21 protein-coding genes are annotated in these 17,577 nt (G+C 49.4%); 16 read left to right on the top strand and 5 right to left on the bottom strand.

Going from position 1 to position 17,577, the window contains the following annotated elements:
• Positions 1-48 precede the first annotated feature (48 nt).
• From queC to AF_RS02175, 15 genes are all read left to right on the top strand, one after another.
• Positions 49-768, top strand: coding sequence for a 7-cyano-7-deazaguanine synthase QueC (queC, locus tag AF_RS02245; protein WP_010877949.1), 720 nt, complete (start codon positions 49-51; stop codon positions 766-768).
• Positions 749-1,426: a 7-carboxy-7-deazaguanine synthase QueE gene (locus tag AF_RS02240; protein WP_010877948.1), complete on the top strand. Its 678-nt coding sequence runs from the start codon at positions 749-751 to the stop codon at positions 1,424-1,426. Before queC ends, AF_RS02240 begins: the two co-directional genes overlap by 20 nt.
• Positions 1,423-1,773 carry a 6-carboxytetrahydropterin synthase QueD gene (gene queD, locus AF_RS02235; protein ID WP_231487579.1) on the top strand — a complete coding sequence of 117 codons (351 nt, stop codon included), beginning with the start codon at positions 1,423-1,425 and terminating at the stop codon, positions 1,771-1,773. Before AF_RS02240 ends, queD begins: the two co-directional genes overlap by 4 nt.
• Positions 1,774-1,855: 82 nt before the next feature.
• The gene (locus AF_RS02230) at positions 1,856-2,353 is read left to right on the top strand and encodes an Lrp/AsnC family transcriptional regulator (RefSeq protein ID WP_010877946.1); all 498 of its coding nucleotides are present in this window, start codon (positions 1,856-1,858) and stop codon (positions 2,351-2,353) included.
• Between the two features lie 79 nt (positions 2,354-2,432).
• Positions 2,433-3,596 (top strand): thiolase domain-containing protein, encoded by a 1,164-nt coding sequence (locus tag AF_RS02225; RefSeq protein WP_010877945.1) that lies wholly within the window; start codon positions 2,433-2,435, stop codon positions 3,594-3,596.
• 4 nt (positions 3,597-3,600) lie between these two features.
• Entirely contained in the window at positions 3,601-3,996 is a 396-nt protein-coding gene (locus tag AF_RS02220; RefSeq protein ID WP_010877944.1) for a Zn-ribbon domain-containing OB-fold protein, read from the top strand.
• Entirely contained in the window at positions 3,997-5,145 is a 1,149-nt protein-coding gene (locus tag AF_RS02215) for an acyl-CoA dehydrogenase family protein (protein WP_010877943.1), read from the top strand.
• A gap of 9 nt (positions 5,146-5,154) precedes the next feature.
• Positions 5,155-5,925 (top strand): enoyl-CoA hydratase/isomerase family protein, encoded by a 771-nt coding sequence (locus AF_RS02210; protein ID WP_010877942.1) that lies wholly within the window; start codon positions 5,155-5,157, stop codon positions 5,923-5,925.
• Between the two features lie 4 nt (positions 5,926-5,929).
• On the top strand, positions 5,930-6,844 hold the full coding sequence (locus tag AF_RS02205; protein WP_010877941.1) for a 3-hydroxyacyl-CoA dehydrogenase family protein: 915 nt from the start codon (positions 5,930-5,932) through the stop codon (positions 6,842-6,844).
• Positions 6,845-6,942: 98 nt separating this feature from the next.
• Positions 6,943-8,067, top strand: coding sequence for a tRNA (N6-threonylcarbamoyladenosine(37)-N6)-methyltransferase TrmO (gene tsaA, locus AF_RS13400; RefSeq protein WP_231487577.1), 1,125 nt, complete (start codon positions 6,943-6,945; stop codon positions 8,065-8,067).
• Complete coding sequence (locus AF_RS02195; protein ID WP_010877939.1) at positions 8,068-9,168, top strand: iron ABC transporter substrate-binding protein; 1,101 nt, start codon at positions 8,068-8,070, stop codon at positions 9,166-9,168.
• Complete coding sequence (locus AF_RS02190) at positions 9,165-10,169, top strand: FecCD family ABC transporter permease (RefSeq protein WP_010877938.1); 1,005 nt, start codon at positions 9,165-9,167, stop codon at positions 10,167-10,169. The genes AF_RS02195 and AF_RS02190 overlap by 4 nt, the downstream gene beginning before the upstream one ends.
• Before the next feature lie 4 nt (positions 10,170-10,173).
• Complete coding sequence (locus tag AF_RS02185; RefSeq protein ID WP_010877937.1) at positions 10,174-10,920, top strand: ABC transporter ATP-binding protein; 747 nt, start codon at positions 10,174-10,176, stop codon at positions 10,918-10,920.
• A 4-nt stretch (positions 10,921-10,924) separates the two neighbouring features.
• Positions 10,925-11,890: a methyltransferase gene (locus AF_RS02180; protein ID WP_048064232.1), complete on the top strand. Its 966-nt coding sequence runs from the start codon at positions 10,925-10,927 to the stop codon at positions 11,888-11,890.
• Positions 11,891-11,912: 22 nt separating this feature from the next.
• Positions 11,913-12,899, top strand: a complete 987-nt coding sequence (locus tag AF_RS02175) for an NOG1 family protein (RefSeq protein WP_010877935.1) — start codon at positions 11,913-11,915, stop codon at positions 12,897-12,899.
• Here AF_RS02175 and AF_RS12580 read toward each other — a convergent pair.
• From AF_RS12580 to dsrA, 5 genes are all read right to left on the bottom strand, one after another.
• Entirely contained in the window at positions 12,833-13,024 is a 192-nt protein-coding gene (locus tag AF_RS12580; protein ID WP_010877934.1) for a 4Fe-4S dicluster domain-containing protein, read from the bottom strand. The two genes, AF_RS02175 and AF_RS12580, sit on opposite strands and share 67 nt — an antisense overlap.
• A 72-nt stretch (positions 13,025-13,096) precedes the next feature.
• Entirely contained in the window at positions 13,097-14,035 is a 939-nt protein-coding gene (locus AF_RS02170; protein WP_010877933.1) for a DUF483 domain-containing protein, read from the bottom strand.
• A 15-nt stretch (positions 14,036-14,050) separates the two neighbouring features.
• Complete coding sequence (locus tag AF_RS02165) at positions 14,051-14,284, bottom strand: dissimilatory sulfite reductase D family protein (protein WP_010877932.1); 234 nt, start codon at positions 14,282-14,284, stop codon at positions 14,051-14,053.
• 41 nt (positions 14,285-14,325) lie between these two features.
• Complete coding sequence (gene dsrB, locus AF_RS02160; RefSeq protein WP_048064231.1) at positions 14,326-15,426, bottom strand: dissimilatory-type sulfite reductase subunit beta; 1,101 nt, start codon at positions 15,424-15,426, stop codon at positions 14,326-14,328.
• Positions 15,426-16,682 carry a dissimilatory-type sulfite reductase subunit alpha gene (gene dsrA, locus AF_RS02155; RefSeq protein WP_010877930.1) on the bottom strand — a complete coding sequence of 419 codons (1,257 nt, stop codon included), beginning with the start codon at positions 16,680-16,682 and terminating at the stop codon, positions 15,426-15,428. Before dsrA ends, dsrB begins: the two co-directional genes overlap by 1 nt.
• A gap of 138 nt (positions 16,683-16,820) precedes the next feature.
• Between dsrA and cobA the strand changes: the two genes are divergently transcribed.
• Positions 16,821-17,552 (top strand): uroporphyrinogen-III C-methyltransferase, encoded by a 732-nt coding sequence (cobA, locus tag AF_RS02150; RefSeq protein WP_010877929.1) that lies wholly within the window; start codon positions 16,821-16,823, stop codon positions 17,550-17,552.
• Positions 17,553-17,577: the final 25 nt, after the last annotated feature.

Here is a 17,577-nt window from a genome sequence, read left to right as displayed (position 1 = left end):
TGGTTTAAAGGGCGATGACTTCATATAACTTTGAAATCCACCTTCTACATGAAAGCCGTAATGCTCCTGAGTGGTGGGATTGATTCCTCAACACTCCTTTACTACTTGCTCGACGGAGGTTACGAGGTTCACGCTCTAACGTTCTTCTACGGCCAAAAGCATTCCAAGGAAATCGAAAGCGCCGAAAAAGTTGCAAAGGCTGCTAAAGTTCGACATCTCAAGGTCGACATCTCTACAATTCACGACCTCATCTCTTACGGGGCCTTGACGGGGGAAGAGGAGGTTCCAAAGGCATTTTACAGCGAGGAAGTTCAGCGGAGAACAATCGTTCCAAACAGAAACATGATTCTGCTGTCAATAGCAGCAGGCTATGCGGTAAAAATCGGAGCGAAGGAAGTGCACTATGCAGCACACCTCAGCGACTACAGCATCTACCCAGACTGCAGGAAGGAGTTCGTTAAAGCTCTTGATACTGCAGTTTATCTTGCAAACATCTGGACGCCTGTGGAGGTTAGGGCGCCCTTCGTGGACATGACCAAGGCGGACATCGTGAGGCTTGGTTTAAAGCTGGGAGTTCCCTACGAGCTTACCTGGAGCTGCTATGAAGGGGGCGATAGGCCTTGCTTGAGCTGCGGGACGTGCCTTGAGCGCACTGAAGCCTTCCTTGCCAACGGAGTGAAGGACCCTCTCCTCAGCGATGAGGAATGGAAAAATGCGGTGAAAATTTACGAGGAGATGAGGGCGAGGAATGAGGGCAAATCTGATTGAAATTTTCGAGTCGATTCAGGGAGAGGGGTTTTACATTGGCGTCAGGCAGCTTTTCGTGAGATTTGCGGGATGCAATCTTAACTGCTACTACTGCGACACACCAAAAACGTCTGAAAACTGTTTGGATTTGACTGCAAACAGAACCCTTAAGAATCCAGTTTCTGCCGAGTACGTTCAGGGGCGGATAGACTCCAGCAAAGTCCACTCAGTGTGCTTTACCGGTGGTGAGCCCATGCTGCAGGCTGAGTTTATAGCATCTCTGAGCAAAACGCACCCCTTTTACCTTGAATCGAATATGACTCTGCCTGAAAAGGCTAAAAAGCTCAAATTCTGCGATTACGTTGCAGGAGATTTGAAGGTAAGGGAAGCAGGGCTGAAAAACTACGATGAAGTATTCCAAAAAACTGTAAAATGCTTTAAAGTATTGAGAAACACCAGAAGGAGAAAGACTTTCTGCAAAATAGTCCTTCCCGATAAATTTGATGCTGATGAAGTTCTTAACTCGGCGTACGAGATCAAAAATTACGTTTTCGGATTTGTCCTTCAGCCTGTCTTCGGCAGCAGGGTGGAAAAAATTCTTAAGCTGCAGAAGCGTATGATTGACTTCGCCGACACGAGGGTGATTCCGCAGGTTCACAAGTATCTGGGGGTGAGATGATGGAAGAGGAGATGATAATTGGCATATCCACATCCTTCAGCGCAGCACACAGCATCCCGGGCCACAAAAAGTGTGGAAAAGTTCACGGCCACAACTTCAAGGTTGAAGTGGAGATATCGGGCAAAGTAAAGGAGAACGGGATGGTCATGGACTTCTTCGACCTAAAGAGAATTGTCAACGAGGTGGTGGCTAAGTTCGACCACACACTGCTCAACGAGCAGATCGAAATTCCAACCTCGGAGAACATCTGCCTGAGAATATTCAGCGAACTTGCGGAAAAGGGACTTAACGTTCGCAGAGTGAGAGTTGCTGAAAATGAAGACAAATGGGCGGAAATTCGAAGGTGAGATACTTACACTTTAATTGCAATTAAAATTGCCATTTAATGGCAAACATAAAATTTTTATATTTTTAGTTTACTTTCATACTATGCGAAAAGGCCAGCTTGACGATATCGATATGGCCATTATCGAGAACATTTTAAGGGGTAAAACTCAGAGCGAGATTGCCGAGATGCTCGGAATAACGCTCAGGACTGTTCAGAACAGAGTCAGAGCCCTTGAAGACAACGGATATCTAATAAAAATTAAGGAGGGTTACTGGAAGGCAAATTACCAGAAGCTCGGGCTTAGCATGCTCACTGTAACCTTCGTCGACCTCGACATTGAGTCGAAGACGAGGATAGACGAGATTATAGAGCACTTCAACAAGCTCGACTACGTGGAGAACGTTCTTGAACTCGTTGGCTCCGCCTACGACCTCTGCTTCGTAGTAAGGTACAGAGACATTGAGGAGTTCAACGAGGAGCGCAGGAAGTTCATGGAGTGGTTCGTTAAGAAGGGAATAAAGATTAATCACCTTGCAACCTACATATCCTCTAAAACGCACAAAGATCATCGTAGAACGACCATCAGAACCAAAACATAGTTCCAACTCTACGCATAGAGCTGCAAGGCAAAATTCATATTTCACGAAAACATTAAATATTACACGACTACTTTTTTCAATGAGAGTTGGAGTTATCGGCGTTGGATGTTCAAGGTTTGGGAGAAGAGATGATGCTGTAATTCAGGAGCTTGCCTATGAGGCTGTTAAGGAGGCGCTTGACGATGCAGGGATAACTCAGGATGAGGTTGAGCTGAGCGTTGTTGGATCAGTAAATACGAGGGGATACGAGCTGATGCCTGCTGTTCCTGTAAACGAGTATTGCGGTTTTGCGGGTAAGGGGCCTCTGAGGGTGGAGGCTGCCTGTGCAACAGGAGCTGCTGCGGTTTATACAGCGTACACATCAATCGCTTCAGGCATGGCTGACGTGGCCATAGCCATTGGCGTGGAGAAGATGACTGAGGTTGACACTGCCACCTCCCTCGCTATCGGCGGCAGGGCGGGGAATTATCTGTGGGAGTTCCACCAGTACGGCACGACCTTTCCCGCTTACTACGCAATGCACGCAACCGCCCACATGGCGAAGTATGGAACTACTGAGGAGCAGATGGCAAAGGTTGCGGTTAAGGCTCACAGAAACGCTGCCAGAAACCCGAAGGCGCACTTCCAGAAGGAGATTGCCGTTGAGGACGTGCTGAATTCGAGGTACATCACCTATCCACTGAAGCTCTACGACTGCTCCCCGATAAGCGATGGCTCGGCAGCAGCAATTCTGGCGAGTGAGGAGAAGATAAGGGAGCTCGGCATTGACGATGTCGTGTGGATTGACTCGGTTGGCTACGCATCAGACACCTCAAATATGACCAACAGGGAGAGCTTTGTCGGCCTTAAAGCTACGGTTCTGGCGAGGGAGATGGCTTACAGGAAGGCTGGCATAGAGGAGCCGGTAAAGCAGCTTGATTTTGCTACTGTGCACGACTGCTTTACCATCGCCGAGATTATGGCCTACGAAGACCTCGGCTTCTGCAGGAAGGGCGAGGGAGGGAAGCTTGTGGAGAGCGGGGAGACAGAGCTGGGCGGAAAGCTTCCTGTAAATACCTTCGGCGGTTTAAAGGCGAAAGGTCATCCGTTGGCAGCAACAGGAGTTGCGATGGTTTACGAAATCGTAAAGCAGCTGCGTGGAGAGGCTGGGGAGTTGCAGGTTGAACTGAGGAACAACAGGGCTTTGCTGCACAATGTGGGCGGGACGGGACATTTTGCCTTTGTCATGATTTTCGGGAGGTGAGAGGATGTTTATCGAGAGTCGTGAGCTCGTGATGAAGCACCGCATTCCCGTGGCAAAGACAGAAAGGTACTGGAAGGGGCTTGAAGAGGGGAAGGTTTTCAAGACCGTCTGCAAAAGCTGCGGGAAAGAACACCACCCGCCAAGGGCCGAATGCCTTTGCGGTGGAGAGGTTGAGTGGGTTGAGATTACAGGAGAGGGGGTTGTTGAAGCTTTCACCACAGTTCACACAATTCCCGCAGGTTTTGAGTGGCACAGGGAGCCCTACACCATCGCCATCGCCAGATTTGGGGAAGTGAGGGTGATGGGATGGGCGAAAGAGGTCAGGGTTGGCGACGTTGTGAGGTTAAAGCCGGGCAAGGACGAAACTGGAGTCTGGAAAGTTTACTTCGAGGTGGTTTGAATGGATTTTAAGCTAACTCCTGAGCAGGAGGACATAAGGAGGGCTGCGAGAGAGTTTGCTGAGAAGGAGTTCACCCCCGAAGTTATAGAGGAGTGCGATAGAGAGGAAAAGTATCCAATGGAAATCGTCAGGAAGGCGAGAGACCTTGGCTTCTCGACAGTGAAGATTCCTGAGGAGTATGGGGGTATGGGGTTAAGTCTTTTTGAGGAAGCTCTGGTTACGGAGGAGTTCTACAGGGTTAGTCCGGGGATAGGGAATGCTTGCCTTAGCTCAACCTTCGGCACTGAGCTTCTCATCCTGTTCGGCAGTGAGGAGCAGAAGGAGAAGTATCTTAGATGGGTGACTGAGAGGCACGGGATTTCGGCAATGGCGACAACCGAGCCAGAGGCGGGAAGTGATGTGGCTAACGTTAAGACCAAAATCGTCAAGGAGGGGGACGAGTGGGTCATAAACGGCACCAAGATGTTCATCACCAACGGCACTGTCTGCGATTTCGTTTTGGTTCTGGGTAGAACCTACGAGGGGGAGAAGAGGCACCACGGCCTCACCTTCGCCATTGTGGAGAGCAAGAGTAAGGGGTTTAAGGCTACGAAGATAAAGAACAAGCTCGGCCTCAGGGCGAGTGATACAGCTGAGATTGTGCTGAAAGATGTAAAGGTGCCGGAGGAGAACATTCTGGGCGAGCCGGGAAAGGGCTTCTACTACCTCATGGAGTTCTTCAACCACACGAGACCGAGGGTGGCGGCTCAGGCTGTGGGGATAGCTCAGGGGGCTTTTGAGCTTGCTTTGAACTACGTTAAGCAGAGGAAGCAGTTCGGGCAGCCGATTGCTGCATTTCAGCACACGCAATTCAAGATTGCCGAGATGGCGACGCGCATTCAGGCTGCAAGGCTGCTGACGTGGCAGGCTGCTTGGCAGTGCAGCATCGGGCAGTCAAGGCCTGAGCTTTCCTCGATGGCCAAGTGGTTTGCAGGGGAGACAGCTGTTTACGTCGCAGACTGGTGCGTGCAGCTTCATGGTGGCTACGGGTACATCGGCGAGTATCCGGCAGAGCGCTACTACAGGGATGCGAAGCTGATGGAGATTTACGAGGGAACGAAAGAGGTTCAGAAGCAGATAATTGCGAGAAGGTTGATAGGAAAGCTTTGAGGTGGGAGAATGGGAGAGAGAGTCAAGCTTGAGCTTGATGGTGAAATTGCTGTTGCAACCCTCAACAGACCAGAGAAGCTAAACGCTCTTGACACCAAAACGAGGATGGAGCTGGCTGAGGTTATTGAGGGCATCGAGGAAGTGGCAAGAGTTTTAATCATTACCGGCAGCGGCAAGGCCTTTGCTGCCGGCGCTGACATCAACGAGCTTCTTCAGAGGGATGCAATTAAGGCTTTTGAGGCAACAAAGCTCGGAACGGATCTCTTTTCGAGAATTGAGGAGCTTGAGATTCCGGTGATTGCCGCAGTTAACGGATACACCCTCGGTGGGGGTTGTGAGCTGGCGATGGCGTGCGACATAAGAATTGCCAGTGAAAAGGCAAAGTTCGGGCAGCCAGAGATAAACCTCGCCATAATTCCCGGAGCGGGAGGGACGCAGAGGCTGCCGAGGCTCGTGGGGCTGGGGATGGCGAAAAAGCTTGTTCTTACGGGGGAGATAATCGATGCTCAGACTGCTTTAAGAATAGGGCTGGTTGAGGAGGTTGTGGAGCACGAAAGGCTGATGGAGAGGGCAAAGGAGGTTGCCGCTAAAATAATCGAGAAATCGCCTCTCGCTGTAAAGGTGGCGAAGAAAGCTTTGAACGCATCAATCAACATGCCCCTGAAGGAGGGGCTGAGGTATGAGGCAAGCCTCTTCGCCCTGCTCTTCTCCAGCGAGGATGCTAAGGAGGGGATGAGGGCGTTTCTGGAGAAGAGGAAGCCTGAGTTTAGGGGAAGGTGATGGCATGTTCGAGAAGATTGGAGTTGTCGGATTCGGCCTGATGGGCACCCAGATAACCCAATTTTTTGCCCAGCAGGGTTTGGAGGTTGTTGCGATTGACGTTAGCGAGGAAAGGCTGAGGAAGGGAATGGAGGCGATAAAAGCCGGCAGATTTGGACTGCAGAGGCTTGTGGAAAAAGGAAAAATCACGGAGGAGGAGATGAACGCTGTGCTGAGCAGAATATCCACCAGCACATCTCACAGCGCTTTAAAGGACTGTGATCTGGTAATAGAGGCCGTTTTCGAGGACGTTAACCTGAAGCTGAAGGTTCTGAGGGAGATTGATGCTGTTACGGATGCGGTCATAGGCTCAAACACCTCCTCAATAAGCATAACCAAGCTCTCCTCCGCCGTCAGCAACCCAGAGAGGTTTCTGGGCATTCACTTCTTCAACCCAGCGCAGATTCAGAAGCTTGTTGAGCTTGTAAAGGGCTTGCTGAGCGACGAGAAGCTTGTTAACGGCATCAGAGACTGGTTCCTCAAGCTGGGAAAAGTGCCCATCGTCGTCAATGACTCCCCCGGCTTTGCTACCTCCCGCCTTGGCCTTGTTCTTGGCAAGGAGGCCTTGCTGATGGTTCAGGAAGGTGTTGCGACACCGCAGGACATCGACATCGGCATGATGCTCGGCTACGGCTACTCTATGGGCCCCATTGAGACGGGAGATTTGGTCGGCCTCGACACGAGGCTCAGAATCTACGAGGCGATGTTCGAGGCAACGAAAGACCCCAAGTGGGCACCTCCAAAGCTACTCGTCCAGCTTGTGGATGCTGGCTATCTGGGCGACCCATCGTTAAAGCCGGGCAGCAAGGGAGGTGTTTACGAGTACTTCGGGCAGGAGAGGGCTACTGAGGTGCTGAGGAGGTTGGGGGTTCGTAAGTGATTTTCTTTCAATTTTTCTTCTCATAAATTTACTGTTCTTTGTAACCTTTGGTAACACCAAAAACCAAAATTTTAATCTTCAGTCTGCCATTAGCACAGTTGTTAGTAACACCACACAAAAAGGTGATGCTCGTGCAGCTAAGGCAGGTAGGTGTGATAAGGTCTCCCTACAAAAACTTTAGCAAAGCTCCACATCAGGGAAGGTTCTCCAAGGAAACAGTAGAAATCGAGATTTTCCCGGAGTTTGAGGACGGTTTGAAGGATATTGAAACCTGCACTCATCTTATTGTCCTCTACTGGCTTGACAGAGCAAACAGGGACGCTTTGCTTGTTGTTCCTCCTCACGACAGCAGAGAACATGGAGTCTTTGCGACCCGCTCTCCCCATCGCCCGAATCCGATTGGTTTCGCAGTTGTTGAGCTGCTTGAAAGGGATGGGAGAGTTCTGAAGGTTAAAGGACTCGATGCTCTCGACGGCACACCAGTTGTGGATATAAAGCCGTACTCTTCTACGATAGATTCAGTAGGAAACGCGAAAATCGGATGGTTTGAGGAGGCAAATCCTCAATCAAAGCTGACAAGGCTGCTTTTGAGGGCAAAGGAGTTTCACGGTCACATCTGCCCCTTCGTTGCGCTCGGAGTTAGAATGTCCGTCATAGCAATGGAAAAGCTCGGAGTTGAAGAAGATGCAATGGCGAGTGTTGGAGAGGATATTCTCGCAATAGTGGAGTGCAACAACTGCCTTACTGACGGCGTGCAGGTTGCAACCGGATGCACGCTCGGAAACAACTCTCTGATTTACCTCGACCTTGGAAAGAATGCTCTTACTATAGTCAGAAGAAAAGACTGGAAGGGCGTGAGAGTTTACGTAAATGCTGAGAACGTGAGGAAGTACTTCAGCAAAGAGGCTCTTGAGCTCTTTAACAAGGTTATAGTGAGGAGAGAGGGCAGTGAGGAGGATGCAAAGAGGCTCTCCGAGTTCTGGGAGGAGACTGGCTGGAAGATGCTTGAGATTCCGGAAGAGGAGTTCAAGGTTGAGTTTGTAGAGGTTCAGCCTATAGAGAGGGCACCGATTTTTGAAAACAAAAGGTGTGAGAAGTGCGGAGAGCTTGCAATGGCCACACGCGTTAAGGATGGTCTCTGCTTGAGGTGTGCGGGCAGCTACTACGCCGTTGTTGGTAGGGGGATTGTGAAGTTCGATGGAGAGATGAGGGAGGTGGTCTGAATGAGGAAGGTTTCGCTCCTTGCTCTGGCTCTGGCGATTCTGATTGCCGGCTGTGCTCAGCAGCCTGCTCAAGTTAAGGAGGGCGGGAAGGTTACGGTTACGGACATGCTCGGCAGAACAGTTGAGGTTCCTGAAAAAGTTGAGAGGGTTGTTGCAATTGGCCCCGGAGCTTTGAGGCTGGTCGTTTACCTCAACGCATCCGACAAGGTCGTAGGAGTGGAGGATGCAGAGACCAACTGGCCTGAAATGGGAAGACCTTACAGAATGGCCCATCCCGAATTTGCCAATCTGCCGACTATAGGCAAAGGTGGCCCGAATCCGTCACCGAATGCTGAGGCCATCGTTGCGGTGAAGCCGGACGTCATCTTCGCCTGCTACATTGATGCAACGCAGGCAGACACTCTGCAGCAGCAAACAGGAGTGCCGGTTGTTGTGCTCAGCTACGGAGAGCTTGGAAACTTCAGGGCTGAGGAAATCTACACCTCTCTAAGGCTTGCAGGGAAAATCCTTGGCAGGGAGGAGAGGGCTAAGGAGATAATAAGCTTCATCGAAAACGCTTACAAAGATTTAACGGGAAGAGTTGAGGGGGTTCCTGAGGAAAACAAGCTATCAGTTTACGTTGGAGCGCTCGGTTTCAAGGGAGGTCACGGCATAGAATCAACGCAGTGCAACTTCCCTCCGTTCATGGTTGTCAGGGCAAAGAACGTTGCCTGCGAGGCGAACGTGAGCGGGGCTTTCTTCATCGACAAGGAAAAGCTGCTTGAGTGGGATCCGGACATCATATTTCTCGACGAGAACAACCTCCACCTTGTCCTTAACGACTACGAGAAGAATCCCGAAATCTACCAGTCACTCAAAGCCTTTAAGAACGGGAAAATCTACGGAATTCTGCCCTTCAACTACTACACCACCAACATAGAAACTGCAATTGCCGACTCCTACTTCATCGGCAAGGTTCTCTATCCCGATAAGTTTGCAGACATCGACCCCGGAAAGAAGGCGGACAAAATCTTCGAGTTCCTCGTTGGCAAAAAGCTTTACGAGCAGATGGCAGAGCACTACGGCGGTTTCAAGAACATTGCAGACGTGTTCGAGAAATGACCGAATACAGAAGGAGAATAAGAGTTGCTGAACTGCTGCTCCTGAGCTTGCTAATTTTTTCAGTTACTGCATCCCTTCTCGCAGGCTCATACAGCCTTTCTCCAGCAAAGATTTTCAGCCTAAACTCCCCCGTCATCACCAACATAAGGCTCCCCCGCATAGTCACAGCCCTGATTGTAGGTGCAAGCCTTGCTGTAAGCGGGGCAGTGATGCAGTGCATACTCAGAAATCCGCTCGCTTCACCCTTCACGCTCGGCGTTTCGCACGGAGCAGCCTTTGGTGCGGCTTTTGCCATAATCTACCTCGGCGCGGGAATGCTCCACAGAACGGGGGAGAGCATAACAATTCTCAACCCCTACCTCGTCCCCTTTTTCGCCTTTCTTGGATCACTCATCAGCGTTTTTGTAATACTAACGCTCTCAAGAATCAGAAGCTTCACTCCGGAGGCGATGATTCTCACCGGCGTTGCGATGGCCTCCCTCTTTCAGGCGGCAACAATGCTCATGCAGTACTTCGCTGAGGACGTAATGGTCGCCTCGGTCGTTTTCTGGACGTTTGGAGATATGGGGAGAACTAACTGGAATGAAATCTACCTGATGGGCGCAATTTTTGCCGTATCGCTGCTCTACTTTATCTTCAGGCGGATGGACTACAACGCCCTCACTCTCAACGATGAGACTGCAATCTCGCTCGGTGTGAATCCGCAGAGAGTCAGACTCGAAGGACTTGTAATCTCATCCCTTCTCACAGCCGTCTGCGTTTCATTTACAGGAATTGTTGGGTTTGTTGGGCTTGTAGCCCCGCACTCCATAAGAATTGCTGTTAGTGGGGACCACAGGTTCCTTATTCCGCTCAGCACGGTTTTTGGTGCAACGCTTCTCCTAATTGCGGACACCTTCGGAAGGACTGTGATCAGCCCCGTGATGATTCCAGTTGGCATAGTGACGGCCTTCGTCGGTGCGCCCATGTTCATTTTCCTCCTCTTGAGAGGCTGGAGGTGAAAGAATGATTGAAGTCAGGAGCTTATACTACTCCTACAACTCCAAACCCGTTATTCAGGATTTGGAGTTTGAGGCTGAGAGGGGCGAATTCGTTTTCATTCTCGGCCCCAATGGGAGCGGAAAGACAACTCTGCTGAAGTGCATGGCCGGCATTCTGAAACCAAAGGGAGCGGTGCTCGTTGAAAAGGTTAGCATTGATAGGCTTTCGGGGAGAGATCTGGCCAGAAAGCTTGCTTACGTCCCCCAAAGAAGCGATTCAGGATTTTTAACTGTTTATGATGTCGTTCTGCTTGGCAGAAGGCCCTACATGGGCTTTTCACCATCCGATGAGGATTACAGGATTGTGGAGGACGTGCTTTCGCTGCTCGACCTCAAGAAGTTCTCCTACAGAAGAATCAACGAGCTAAGCGGTGGAGAGCTTCAGAAAGTAATGATTGCCAGAGCCTTAGCCCAGAAACCGAAAATACTCCTTCTGGACGAGCCCACGAACAACCTTGACGTGAAGAACCAGATTGAGATAATGAAGCTTCTTCGGAAAATAGCCGACGAGAAGGAGATTTCAGTTATATCCACCATGCACGACTTGAATCTTGCTGCCATCTTCGCAGACAAAATAGTAATGCTGAAAAACGGCAGGATATTCGCTTCAGGCGGTAAGGAGGTTCTTACGCAGGAGAACATAAAGGAGGTTTACGGCATAGAGGTGGAAGTTCTCAGGCACAACGGGAGGGTTCTTATTGTCCCGCAGTGACTTCTTGGCCTTAGTACAGGAGTGGAGCCAGGGATACAGGAAAATTCTTCTGCTCAAAGCAGCCCTTGAGCTCGGAATCTTTGAGGCTTTGCGGAATGAGGCTGATGCGGACGAGGTTGCCAAAAAAATCGGAGGGGACAGGAAGATTACAGGAATCATGCTGGAGTGCCTTGCCAAGGAGGGGTTGCTGGAGAAAAAAGGAGAAAGGTACGTCAACTCAAGAATAGCCCAAACGCACCTCTGCAAGAACTCCAGCCTCCCCATGCTGAACTTCCTGAAAAAGCACTTTTATGATCTGGAAATCTGGCTAAACCTTGCGGAGATAGCAAAGAAGGGAGCTGTTGAGGTAAAAAGGGAAAACCTCTTTTCCAAACTCGTTATTCACGCGATGGCGGAGCATGCGATGATGGGAGAGCTTCAGTGGGCTGTTGAAACTGTTGCGCAGTACGAAGAATTCAGGAGGGCGAGGAAGATGCTTGACCTCGGCGGAGGTCACGGTCTTTACTCTGTTGCTTTCACACAGCTAAATCCGAATCTTGAGGCTGTCGTCTTCGACCTTCCAGAAGTTGTTGAGAAGGCAAAGCATTACTGCAAAAGCTCTGCGAGAGTTCGCTTCATGTCGGGCGATTTCTTCAAAGACGAAATTGGGGGAGGGTACGATTTTATATTCTCATCATGCAATCCGGCGGGCAAAAATTCGGCAATGTTTCCAAAAATTTGCAATGCACTCAATTCTGGAGGCATTTACGCAAACAAGCAGTTTTTCTGGGATGATTGCAGCTTGGATTTGCTCGACCTTGAGTGGAACCTCTGGAATTTCGGCATTGAAAAGGGGGAGAAAAGATTTACATTCAAAGGAGACCTCAGCCTCGATGAATACCTGAAAGAACTCGAAAAACATGACTTTGAGATTCTCGGCATCCACAGCTATGGGGACCAAAAAATGATAGTGGCAAGGAAAACAAAATAAGCCCTGAGCAAAACTTCAGCAGATGCAGGACTTCAAGAAGCTGCCGACTGTGCTAACGGCAGAGGAGCTGATAGACAAGATTTTCAGGAGAGCTGCGAGAGTTGAGGGGAGAAATCCAAAGGAGAAAGCCTTGAACAAGCTTGCAACAATCTCCAACGTTTCAAGGGACTACTTCGGCAAGATTATCGGAGCCCATCCGAGCTACGAAAACCTTCCCGACTTTTACAGGGAAATGGTTGACGTGGTTGTGGGAATAAGGCAGCTCAAGAAGTCCCTCGTAGCGCTGAAGTGGGCGGACGGGATGATTCAGAAGGTTGTGAGCAGAGCTGTGAGGGAAGTTAAGGGCGGTAAAAATCCCTCTGCTGTGGTTAAATCTGCCTACGGCAGAGTTGCATCAATCATCGAGCAGATTGATGATGAGCTTAGGTTCCTGAACGATGCCAAAAACAGGATGAGGGAGATACCCATTCTTCAGGATTTGCCCACAATCGTCGTTGCAGGCTACCCCAATGTAGGAAAATCTTCGCTCGTTGCAAGAATCTCAACGGTAAAGCCAGAGGTTGCCAGCTACCCCTTCACCACCAAGAAAATCAACCTCGGCTTTGCTGAATTTGCTGGAAAGAGAGTCCAAATCATTGACACGCCCGGTCTTCTTGACAGGCCGTTGAGCAAGAGAAACAGAATTGAGAGGAGGGCGGTTCTCGCTTTAAAGCACCTCGCTGACATAATCCTTTTCGTCATTGACCCAACAGAAACCTGCGGATACTCTCTGGAAAAGCAGCTTTCCCTTCTCGAGGAGATAAAGGGCTACTTCGCCAAGCCAACAGTAGAGGTGTACAGCAAGGCTGACATGCACGACAGAAGGGATAGACAAGCTTACTCAGCCGTTACAGGCGAGGGAATTGACGAGCTAATCAAAGAAATAGAAAAAATGGTAAAAATTCACTCGCAGACGTCTACGGTGATTGCCCCCTCAGGGCAGACCTCAACGCAGGAGCAGCACTCCTGACACTCGTCCGGGTTTGCCGGGTAGCTCTTCCCGTCGTCGTTGAACTCAAACACTCCTCCGGGGCAAACGGAAATGCACTCTCCACATCCGCTGCACTTGTCCTGATCAACGTTTATTTCAGCCATTTAACATCACCTCCAGAATTCCAATGAGAAGTCAGAAAGAAGTATTTAATTTTTTTGATTTTCCCCGATTTTTCACCCTTTTGAAAAACCGCCTAGTATGCGAGCTATGAATAGGTTTGTAAACTCCGCCTGGTTACCGCTGTGTCTTTCAAGCGTTTCTATCAAACCAATATCACCTGGTGAAAGACTTGAGAAAAAGCTTCTAAGCTTCTCTCCGTAATTGCCAGCAGCTTTAGAAGCTCTCAGCGCAGTTGCAGCATAAAATAGTGCTATAAGCATGCTTCTCAGCTTAAAAGCGTCCTCAAACTCATCAAGCCATTCTTGGATTTTGAGCCCGACTTTTACCGCTTTGCTGCACTCAATGCTGCACGGGTAAAAGTTGGATGTGAAGAGATAGGGGATAGAAATGAGCTTCGAGGACTTTAACGCCTTTAATGACTTGACGAAAACACCCTTTTCAGCACACTCCATGATAAACCTGCTCTCAGCCGGAAAACCCCTCTTGCTCTCTATGTAGCTTCCAACGCAGCAATCAGGGTAGCCGAGCAGCTTACCTTCCAGCCGCAAAAGCTTCTCTCTGCCCTTTCCCAGCTCAATTCTACCTTCGAGAATCCTTCTCTCAACCTTTGAAAGCTCTCTCAGTTTTTTGCAAGCTCTTTTACCCACAAAAATCTGAACGTCCGGATAAACAAATCCCCTGCTGAGAATTCTGCTTACAAAGGCGACTTTTGCGTGTGGCTCAAGTCCCAGTTCGTGCAAGTAACCGAAATTTCTGTTTAGTTGCTCATTGAGCTTCTCCTCCAGCCTATCAGCCTCGGCCATCAGCTCGTCAACCTCAGCTTTGCCTTCCATAAAATCGTCAAATTTTCGGTTTATGGCATCAAAGGCACCCTCCTCAACCTTAAGAATCCCCTGCGGCAGGACGTAGGATGATGCATTGCACAGAATTCTCGAAATTTCGAGGGACAGGACAGGATTTTTCCAGAAATGCTTTTTAAACTCAAAAAACATAAAATAAAAGAAGAATTAACCTTCAGCTCTCTTCTTCTCAAGCTCCTCGATGTACTCTTTGGTAGCGACGTAGGTTGTTGAGCCGGAGCTCCAGTATCCGGCAACCCCTTCATTAATCAAATCCTGCACGATCTTCTTAACGACTTTCTTGTCCATTTTGAGGATTTTTGCCAGTTCAGGAATCTTCCAAGTCTTCTTGCTGAGCTGCGCCAGAACCTTTTGCTTATCCTCTTCCGTATAATCCGCCATTTTAGGTCACCTTAAAAAAATTGGTGGAAGTGTTTATAAATTTACCACTTGAACTGCGTTGAAGCTCTGAACTCGCTGTAGAAGTATGGAGTGATTCTGTAGTCGTCGATGAGGTGCTGTGTGAATTCGAGGCCTGTGAGCTCGAAGAACCTCTCCCAGCCGATTCTGTCAACCCACTCTATCAGCCTTTCGTGCTTGTTTGCATTGGCTGCCCACGCTTCAAGAATCTGCTTTACGTACTTAACCAGAGTGGGCCATCTCGGTGGCTCGTTGGGCACCCACGGCACCACGACCTTTGAAAGCTCTGGCATTCTCCTTGCTTCAGAGAGTTTACCTCCGACCATGATTGCAGCTCCATCGTTCTCAGGGTCGAAGAGTGGCATGCCGGGGCACATCGTGTAGCAGTTACCGCAGTACATGCACTTCTCCACGTCAACCTTGATGGTCTTGTTCTTCATGTCCGGCTTGAGGGCTCCTGTTGGACATGCAGCCACTGTTGACGGAATCTCACAGGTCTTTCTGATGGCCTCGTCGTTGGGTATTGGAGGTGTTCTGTGGATACCGACAATTGCAATATCTGAAGCGTGGACAGCACCACACATGTTTGCACAGCAGGCAAGGCTGATTCTGCACATTGCAGGCAGCTTGTGGTCGGTGAAGTACTCGTAAAGCTCATCCATCACAGCCTTTACAATACCAGAAGCGTCAATGGCTGGAGTGTGGCAGTGAATCCAGCCCTGAGTGTGGACAATGTTGCTCAGCCCGTATTCTCCCTTAACAGCATCCCATGTTCCACCACATGGGAAGCCAACTCTCTCCTGCACCTCGTTAATCAAATCATCAATCTTGCTCTCGTCAGTTACGAAAAACTCGACGTTGTTTCTGCTCGTCCATCTCAAATAGCCGTCAGAGTATTTGTCGGCAATGTCACAGAGTTCTCTTACCGTGTATATGCTCAGAAGTCTTGGAGTTCCGAACCTTACAACGTAAATGACATCTCCGCTCTCAGCAACTCTCTTAATGACACCCGGCTTTACTACTTCATGATACTTCCACTTGCCGTAGTTTTTGGCTATAACCGGGTGGAGAAGGTCCCTGAAGTATGGTGGACCAAAATCCGTTTTAACACCCTCAACTACCATTACCACATCCCCCTCTTCTTCAATTCTTCAGTATATGCCGACGGCTTCAACTCGTCCTTCTCGAAGAACATGAACGGGTTGTTTCTTGGTGCCTTCACCATTCTCACATCTGCTTCTCTGCCGATGACCTTGAGGAACTCCCTCATTCCCTTTCTCCAGATTAACTCCCCGATTCTTTCTCTGAACTTGCCTTCCTCGTCCCACCAGTCCCAGATGGCTTCAAGAATCTCCTTGATTTCATCGTAGGGTTTCTCAACCTCTACGAATGGAACTGCAACCCATCCAATGACAGCACCCTCAACGAAAGGTGCCTTACCACCGATGAGGATTGTTGCTCCTCTCTCATCACCTGGCTTGAGAGCTTTTGGCATCTTGTTTATACAGTGCATACATCTGACACATTCTCTGTTGTCGATCGTGAGCTCCTTCCCATCCCACTTGATGGCTCCAGTTGGGCAGAGCTTTACGACCTCATTCTCGATGTCCATCCAGGATGCATACTCCTTAACTGCCTCCTGGTCAACCTTGATGTCATCCTTCCAGGTTCCGATAATGGCGAAGTCTGACCTCGCCTTTGAGGCAACACAGTCGTTCGGACAGCCGGCGCACTTTATCTTGAACTTGTAGGGCCACATGGGCCTGTGAAGCTCATCCTGATAGGTCATTGTGAGGTCGTAGCAGAGCTCCAGCGTATCGTAGCAGGCAAACTCACAGAGTGCTGGACCCATACAGGCTGAGGGTGTTCTGAGATCGGAGCCGCTTCCTCCAATGTCGAAGGGGATTTCGAGGTTACCCAAGTCCTCAAAGCACGGCTGGAGGTACTCACTCCTCGTTCCGAGGAAGATGATATCTCCAGTCGAGCCGTGGAAGTTGGTCAGACCGCTTCCCCACTTCTCCCATACGTCACAAAGTCCTCTGAGGGCCTTTGTCGAATAGAACCATCCTGAGGGCTGGTTTATACGCATTGTGTGGAAGTGCTCAACTTCTGGAATCTGCTCTCCGAGGTCGGAGTACCTGCCGATAACACCTCCACCGTAGCCTACAACCGAGACAATACCTCCGTGCTTCCAGTGCGTCTTCTTGTCTTTATAGGAGATTTCAAGCTGCTTGAGCAAGCCTCTTGCGCCCTTCGGCATTTTCACATCCTTACCCTCGGCAGCAGCCTTTTCCATCAATTCTGCTGTCTTCTTGATTTCCTTTACAAAACTTGGCCAAGGCCCCTTTTCTAATTCATCAAGCAAAGGAGTTTCTGACATTCGTTCACCTCCTGTAATTGCAAGTCCCCCTCTTTTTAGGCAATATATAAGAATTTCGAAATTTGCGCTTTCTGGTTTAAGCTTACCTAAAAATATCTGCAATCGAGAAGTTTTTTAACCTTCCCACAACTCCCCCTTGTGGGTGGAAAGGTTTACATAGTTGGAGCTGGTCCCGGAAACTTCGAGCTTTTAACTCTGAAAGCATACAGGCTGCTTCAGGAGGCTGATGTAATTCTGTACGACAGGCTAGTTGGGGAGGAAATTGAGTCCTTCCTTAAAACCCTTGGCAAAGAGGTTGTCTATGTTGGCAAGGAGAGAGGGGAGAAAGGAGAAAAAAGGCAGAAAGAGATAAACAGGCTGATGAAGAAGTACTTTGAAGAAGGAAAGAAGATCGTGAGACTGAAAGGAGGAGATCCGGGAATTTTCGGCAGAATGGCTGAGGAGATTGAATTTTTGGTTGAGAATAGAATCCCCTTTGAGGTTGTTCCGGGCGTTAGCTCCGTAAACGGTGCGCCGGTTTGCTCAGGAATTCCCCTTACCGAAGCAGAAAACGCATTCGGCTTTCTTGTTGTGAGCGGAAGTGACTCTGGGAGAATAAGAGAACTGCACGAGAAGGGGACGCTCGTGATTCTGATGGGGGGCTGCACGGCCAAGGATGTTGCCAGAAACCTGATTGAATCAGGGGTGGATGCAGATAGAGACGTGGCGGTAATCGAGAGAGGGAGCATGAAAAACCAGAGGGTTACTATTACAAAGCTTTCTGAGCTTGTTGAGAGAGATTTTAATTTTGATAGCCCTGCGCTAATCGTCGTTGGGGATGTTGTAAGGTTCGCAAGAGTTTGCCAAAACCATGAGGATAGAAAAATATAATTGACCTGAGGTTAAGAAAAAACAG

This window comes from Archaeoglobus fulgidus DSM 4304, assembly GCF_000008665.1.
Taxonomy (GTDB): Archaea; Halobacteriota; Archaeoglobi; order Archaeoglobales; family Archaeoglobaceae; genus Archaeoglobus; species Archaeoglobus fulgidus.
This window is presented reverse-complemented; position numbering and strand designations above follow the sequence as displayed.

What these genes read in the sequence shown, in the direction of transcription:
- AF_RS02225 (WP_010877945.1), top strand. Translation starts at nt 2,433, where the DNA reads ATGAGAGTTGGAGTTATCGGCGTTGGATGTTCAAGGTTTGGGAGAAGA.
- AF_RS12580 (WP_010877934.1), bottom strand. Translation starts at nt 13,024, where the DNA reads ATGGCTGAAATAAACGTTGATCAGGACAAGTGCAGCGGATGTGGAGAG.
- queD (WP_231487579.1), top strand. Translation starts at nt 1,423, where the DNA reads ATGATGGAAGAGGAGATGATAATTGGCATATCCACATCCTTCAGCGCA.
- AF_RS02175 (WP_010877935.1), top strand. Translation starts at nt 11,913, where the DNA reads ATGCAGGACTTCAAGAAGCTGCCGACTGTGCTAACGGCAGAGGAGCTG.
- dsrB (WP_048064231.1), bottom strand. Translation starts at nt 15,426, where the DNA reads ATGGTAGTTGAGGGTGTTAAAACGGATTTTGGTCCACCATACTTCAGG.
- AF_RS02240 (WP_010877948.1), top strand. Translation starts at nt 749, where the DNA reads ATGAGGGCAAATCTGATTGAAATTTTCGAGTCGATTCAGGGAGAGGGG.
- AF_RS02185 (WP_010877937.1), top strand. Translation starts at nt 10,174, where the DNA reads ATGATTGAAGTCAGGAGCTTATACTACTCCTACAACTCCAAACCCGTT.
- AF_RS02220 (WP_010877944.1), top strand. Translation starts at nt 3,601, where the DNA reads ATGTTTATCGAGAGTCGTGAGCTCGTGATGAAGCACCGCATTCCCGTG.
- AF_RS02215 (WP_010877943.1), top strand. Translation starts at nt 3,997, where the DNA reads ATGGATTTTAAGCTAACTCCTGAGCAGGAGGACATAAGGAGGGCTGCG.
- AF_RS02210 (WP_010877942.1), top strand. Translation starts at nt 5,155, where the DNA reads ATGGGAGAGAGAGTCAAGCTTGAGCTTGATGGTGAAATTGCTGTTGCA.
- AF_RS02205 (WP_010877941.1), top strand. Translation starts at nt 5,930, where the DNA reads ATGTTCGAGAAGATTGGAGTTGTCGGATTCGGCCTGATGGGCACCCAG.
- AF_RS02165 (WP_010877932.1), bottom strand. Translation starts at nt 14,284, where the DNA reads ATGGCGGATTATACGGAAGAGGATAAGCAAAAGGTTCTGGCGCAGCTC.
- queC (WP_010877949.1), top strand. Translation starts at nt 49, where the DNA reads ATGAAAGCCGTAATGCTCCTGAGTGGTGGGATTGATTCCTCAACACTC.
- AF_RS02190 (WP_010877938.1), top strand. Translation starts at nt 9,165, where the DNA reads ATGACCGAATACAGAAGGAGAATAAGAGTTGCTGAACTGCTGCTCCTG.
- dsrA (WP_010877930.1), bottom strand. Translation starts at nt 16,682, where the DNA reads ATGTCAGAAACTCCTTTGCTTGATGAATTAGAAAAGGGGCCTTGGCCA.
- AF_RS02195 (WP_010877939.1), top strand. Translation starts at nt 8,068, where the DNA reads ATGAGGAAGGTTTCGCTCCTTGCTCTGGCTCTGGCGATTCTGATTGCC.
- AF_RS02230 (WP_010877946.1), top strand. Translation starts at nt 1,856, where the DNA reads ATGCGAAAAGGCCAGCTTGACGATATCGATATGGCCATTATCGAGAAC.
- AF_RS02170 (WP_010877933.1), bottom strand. Translation starts at nt 14,035, where the DNA reads ATGTTTTTTGAGTTTAAAAAGCATTTCTGGAAAAATCCTGTCCTGTCC.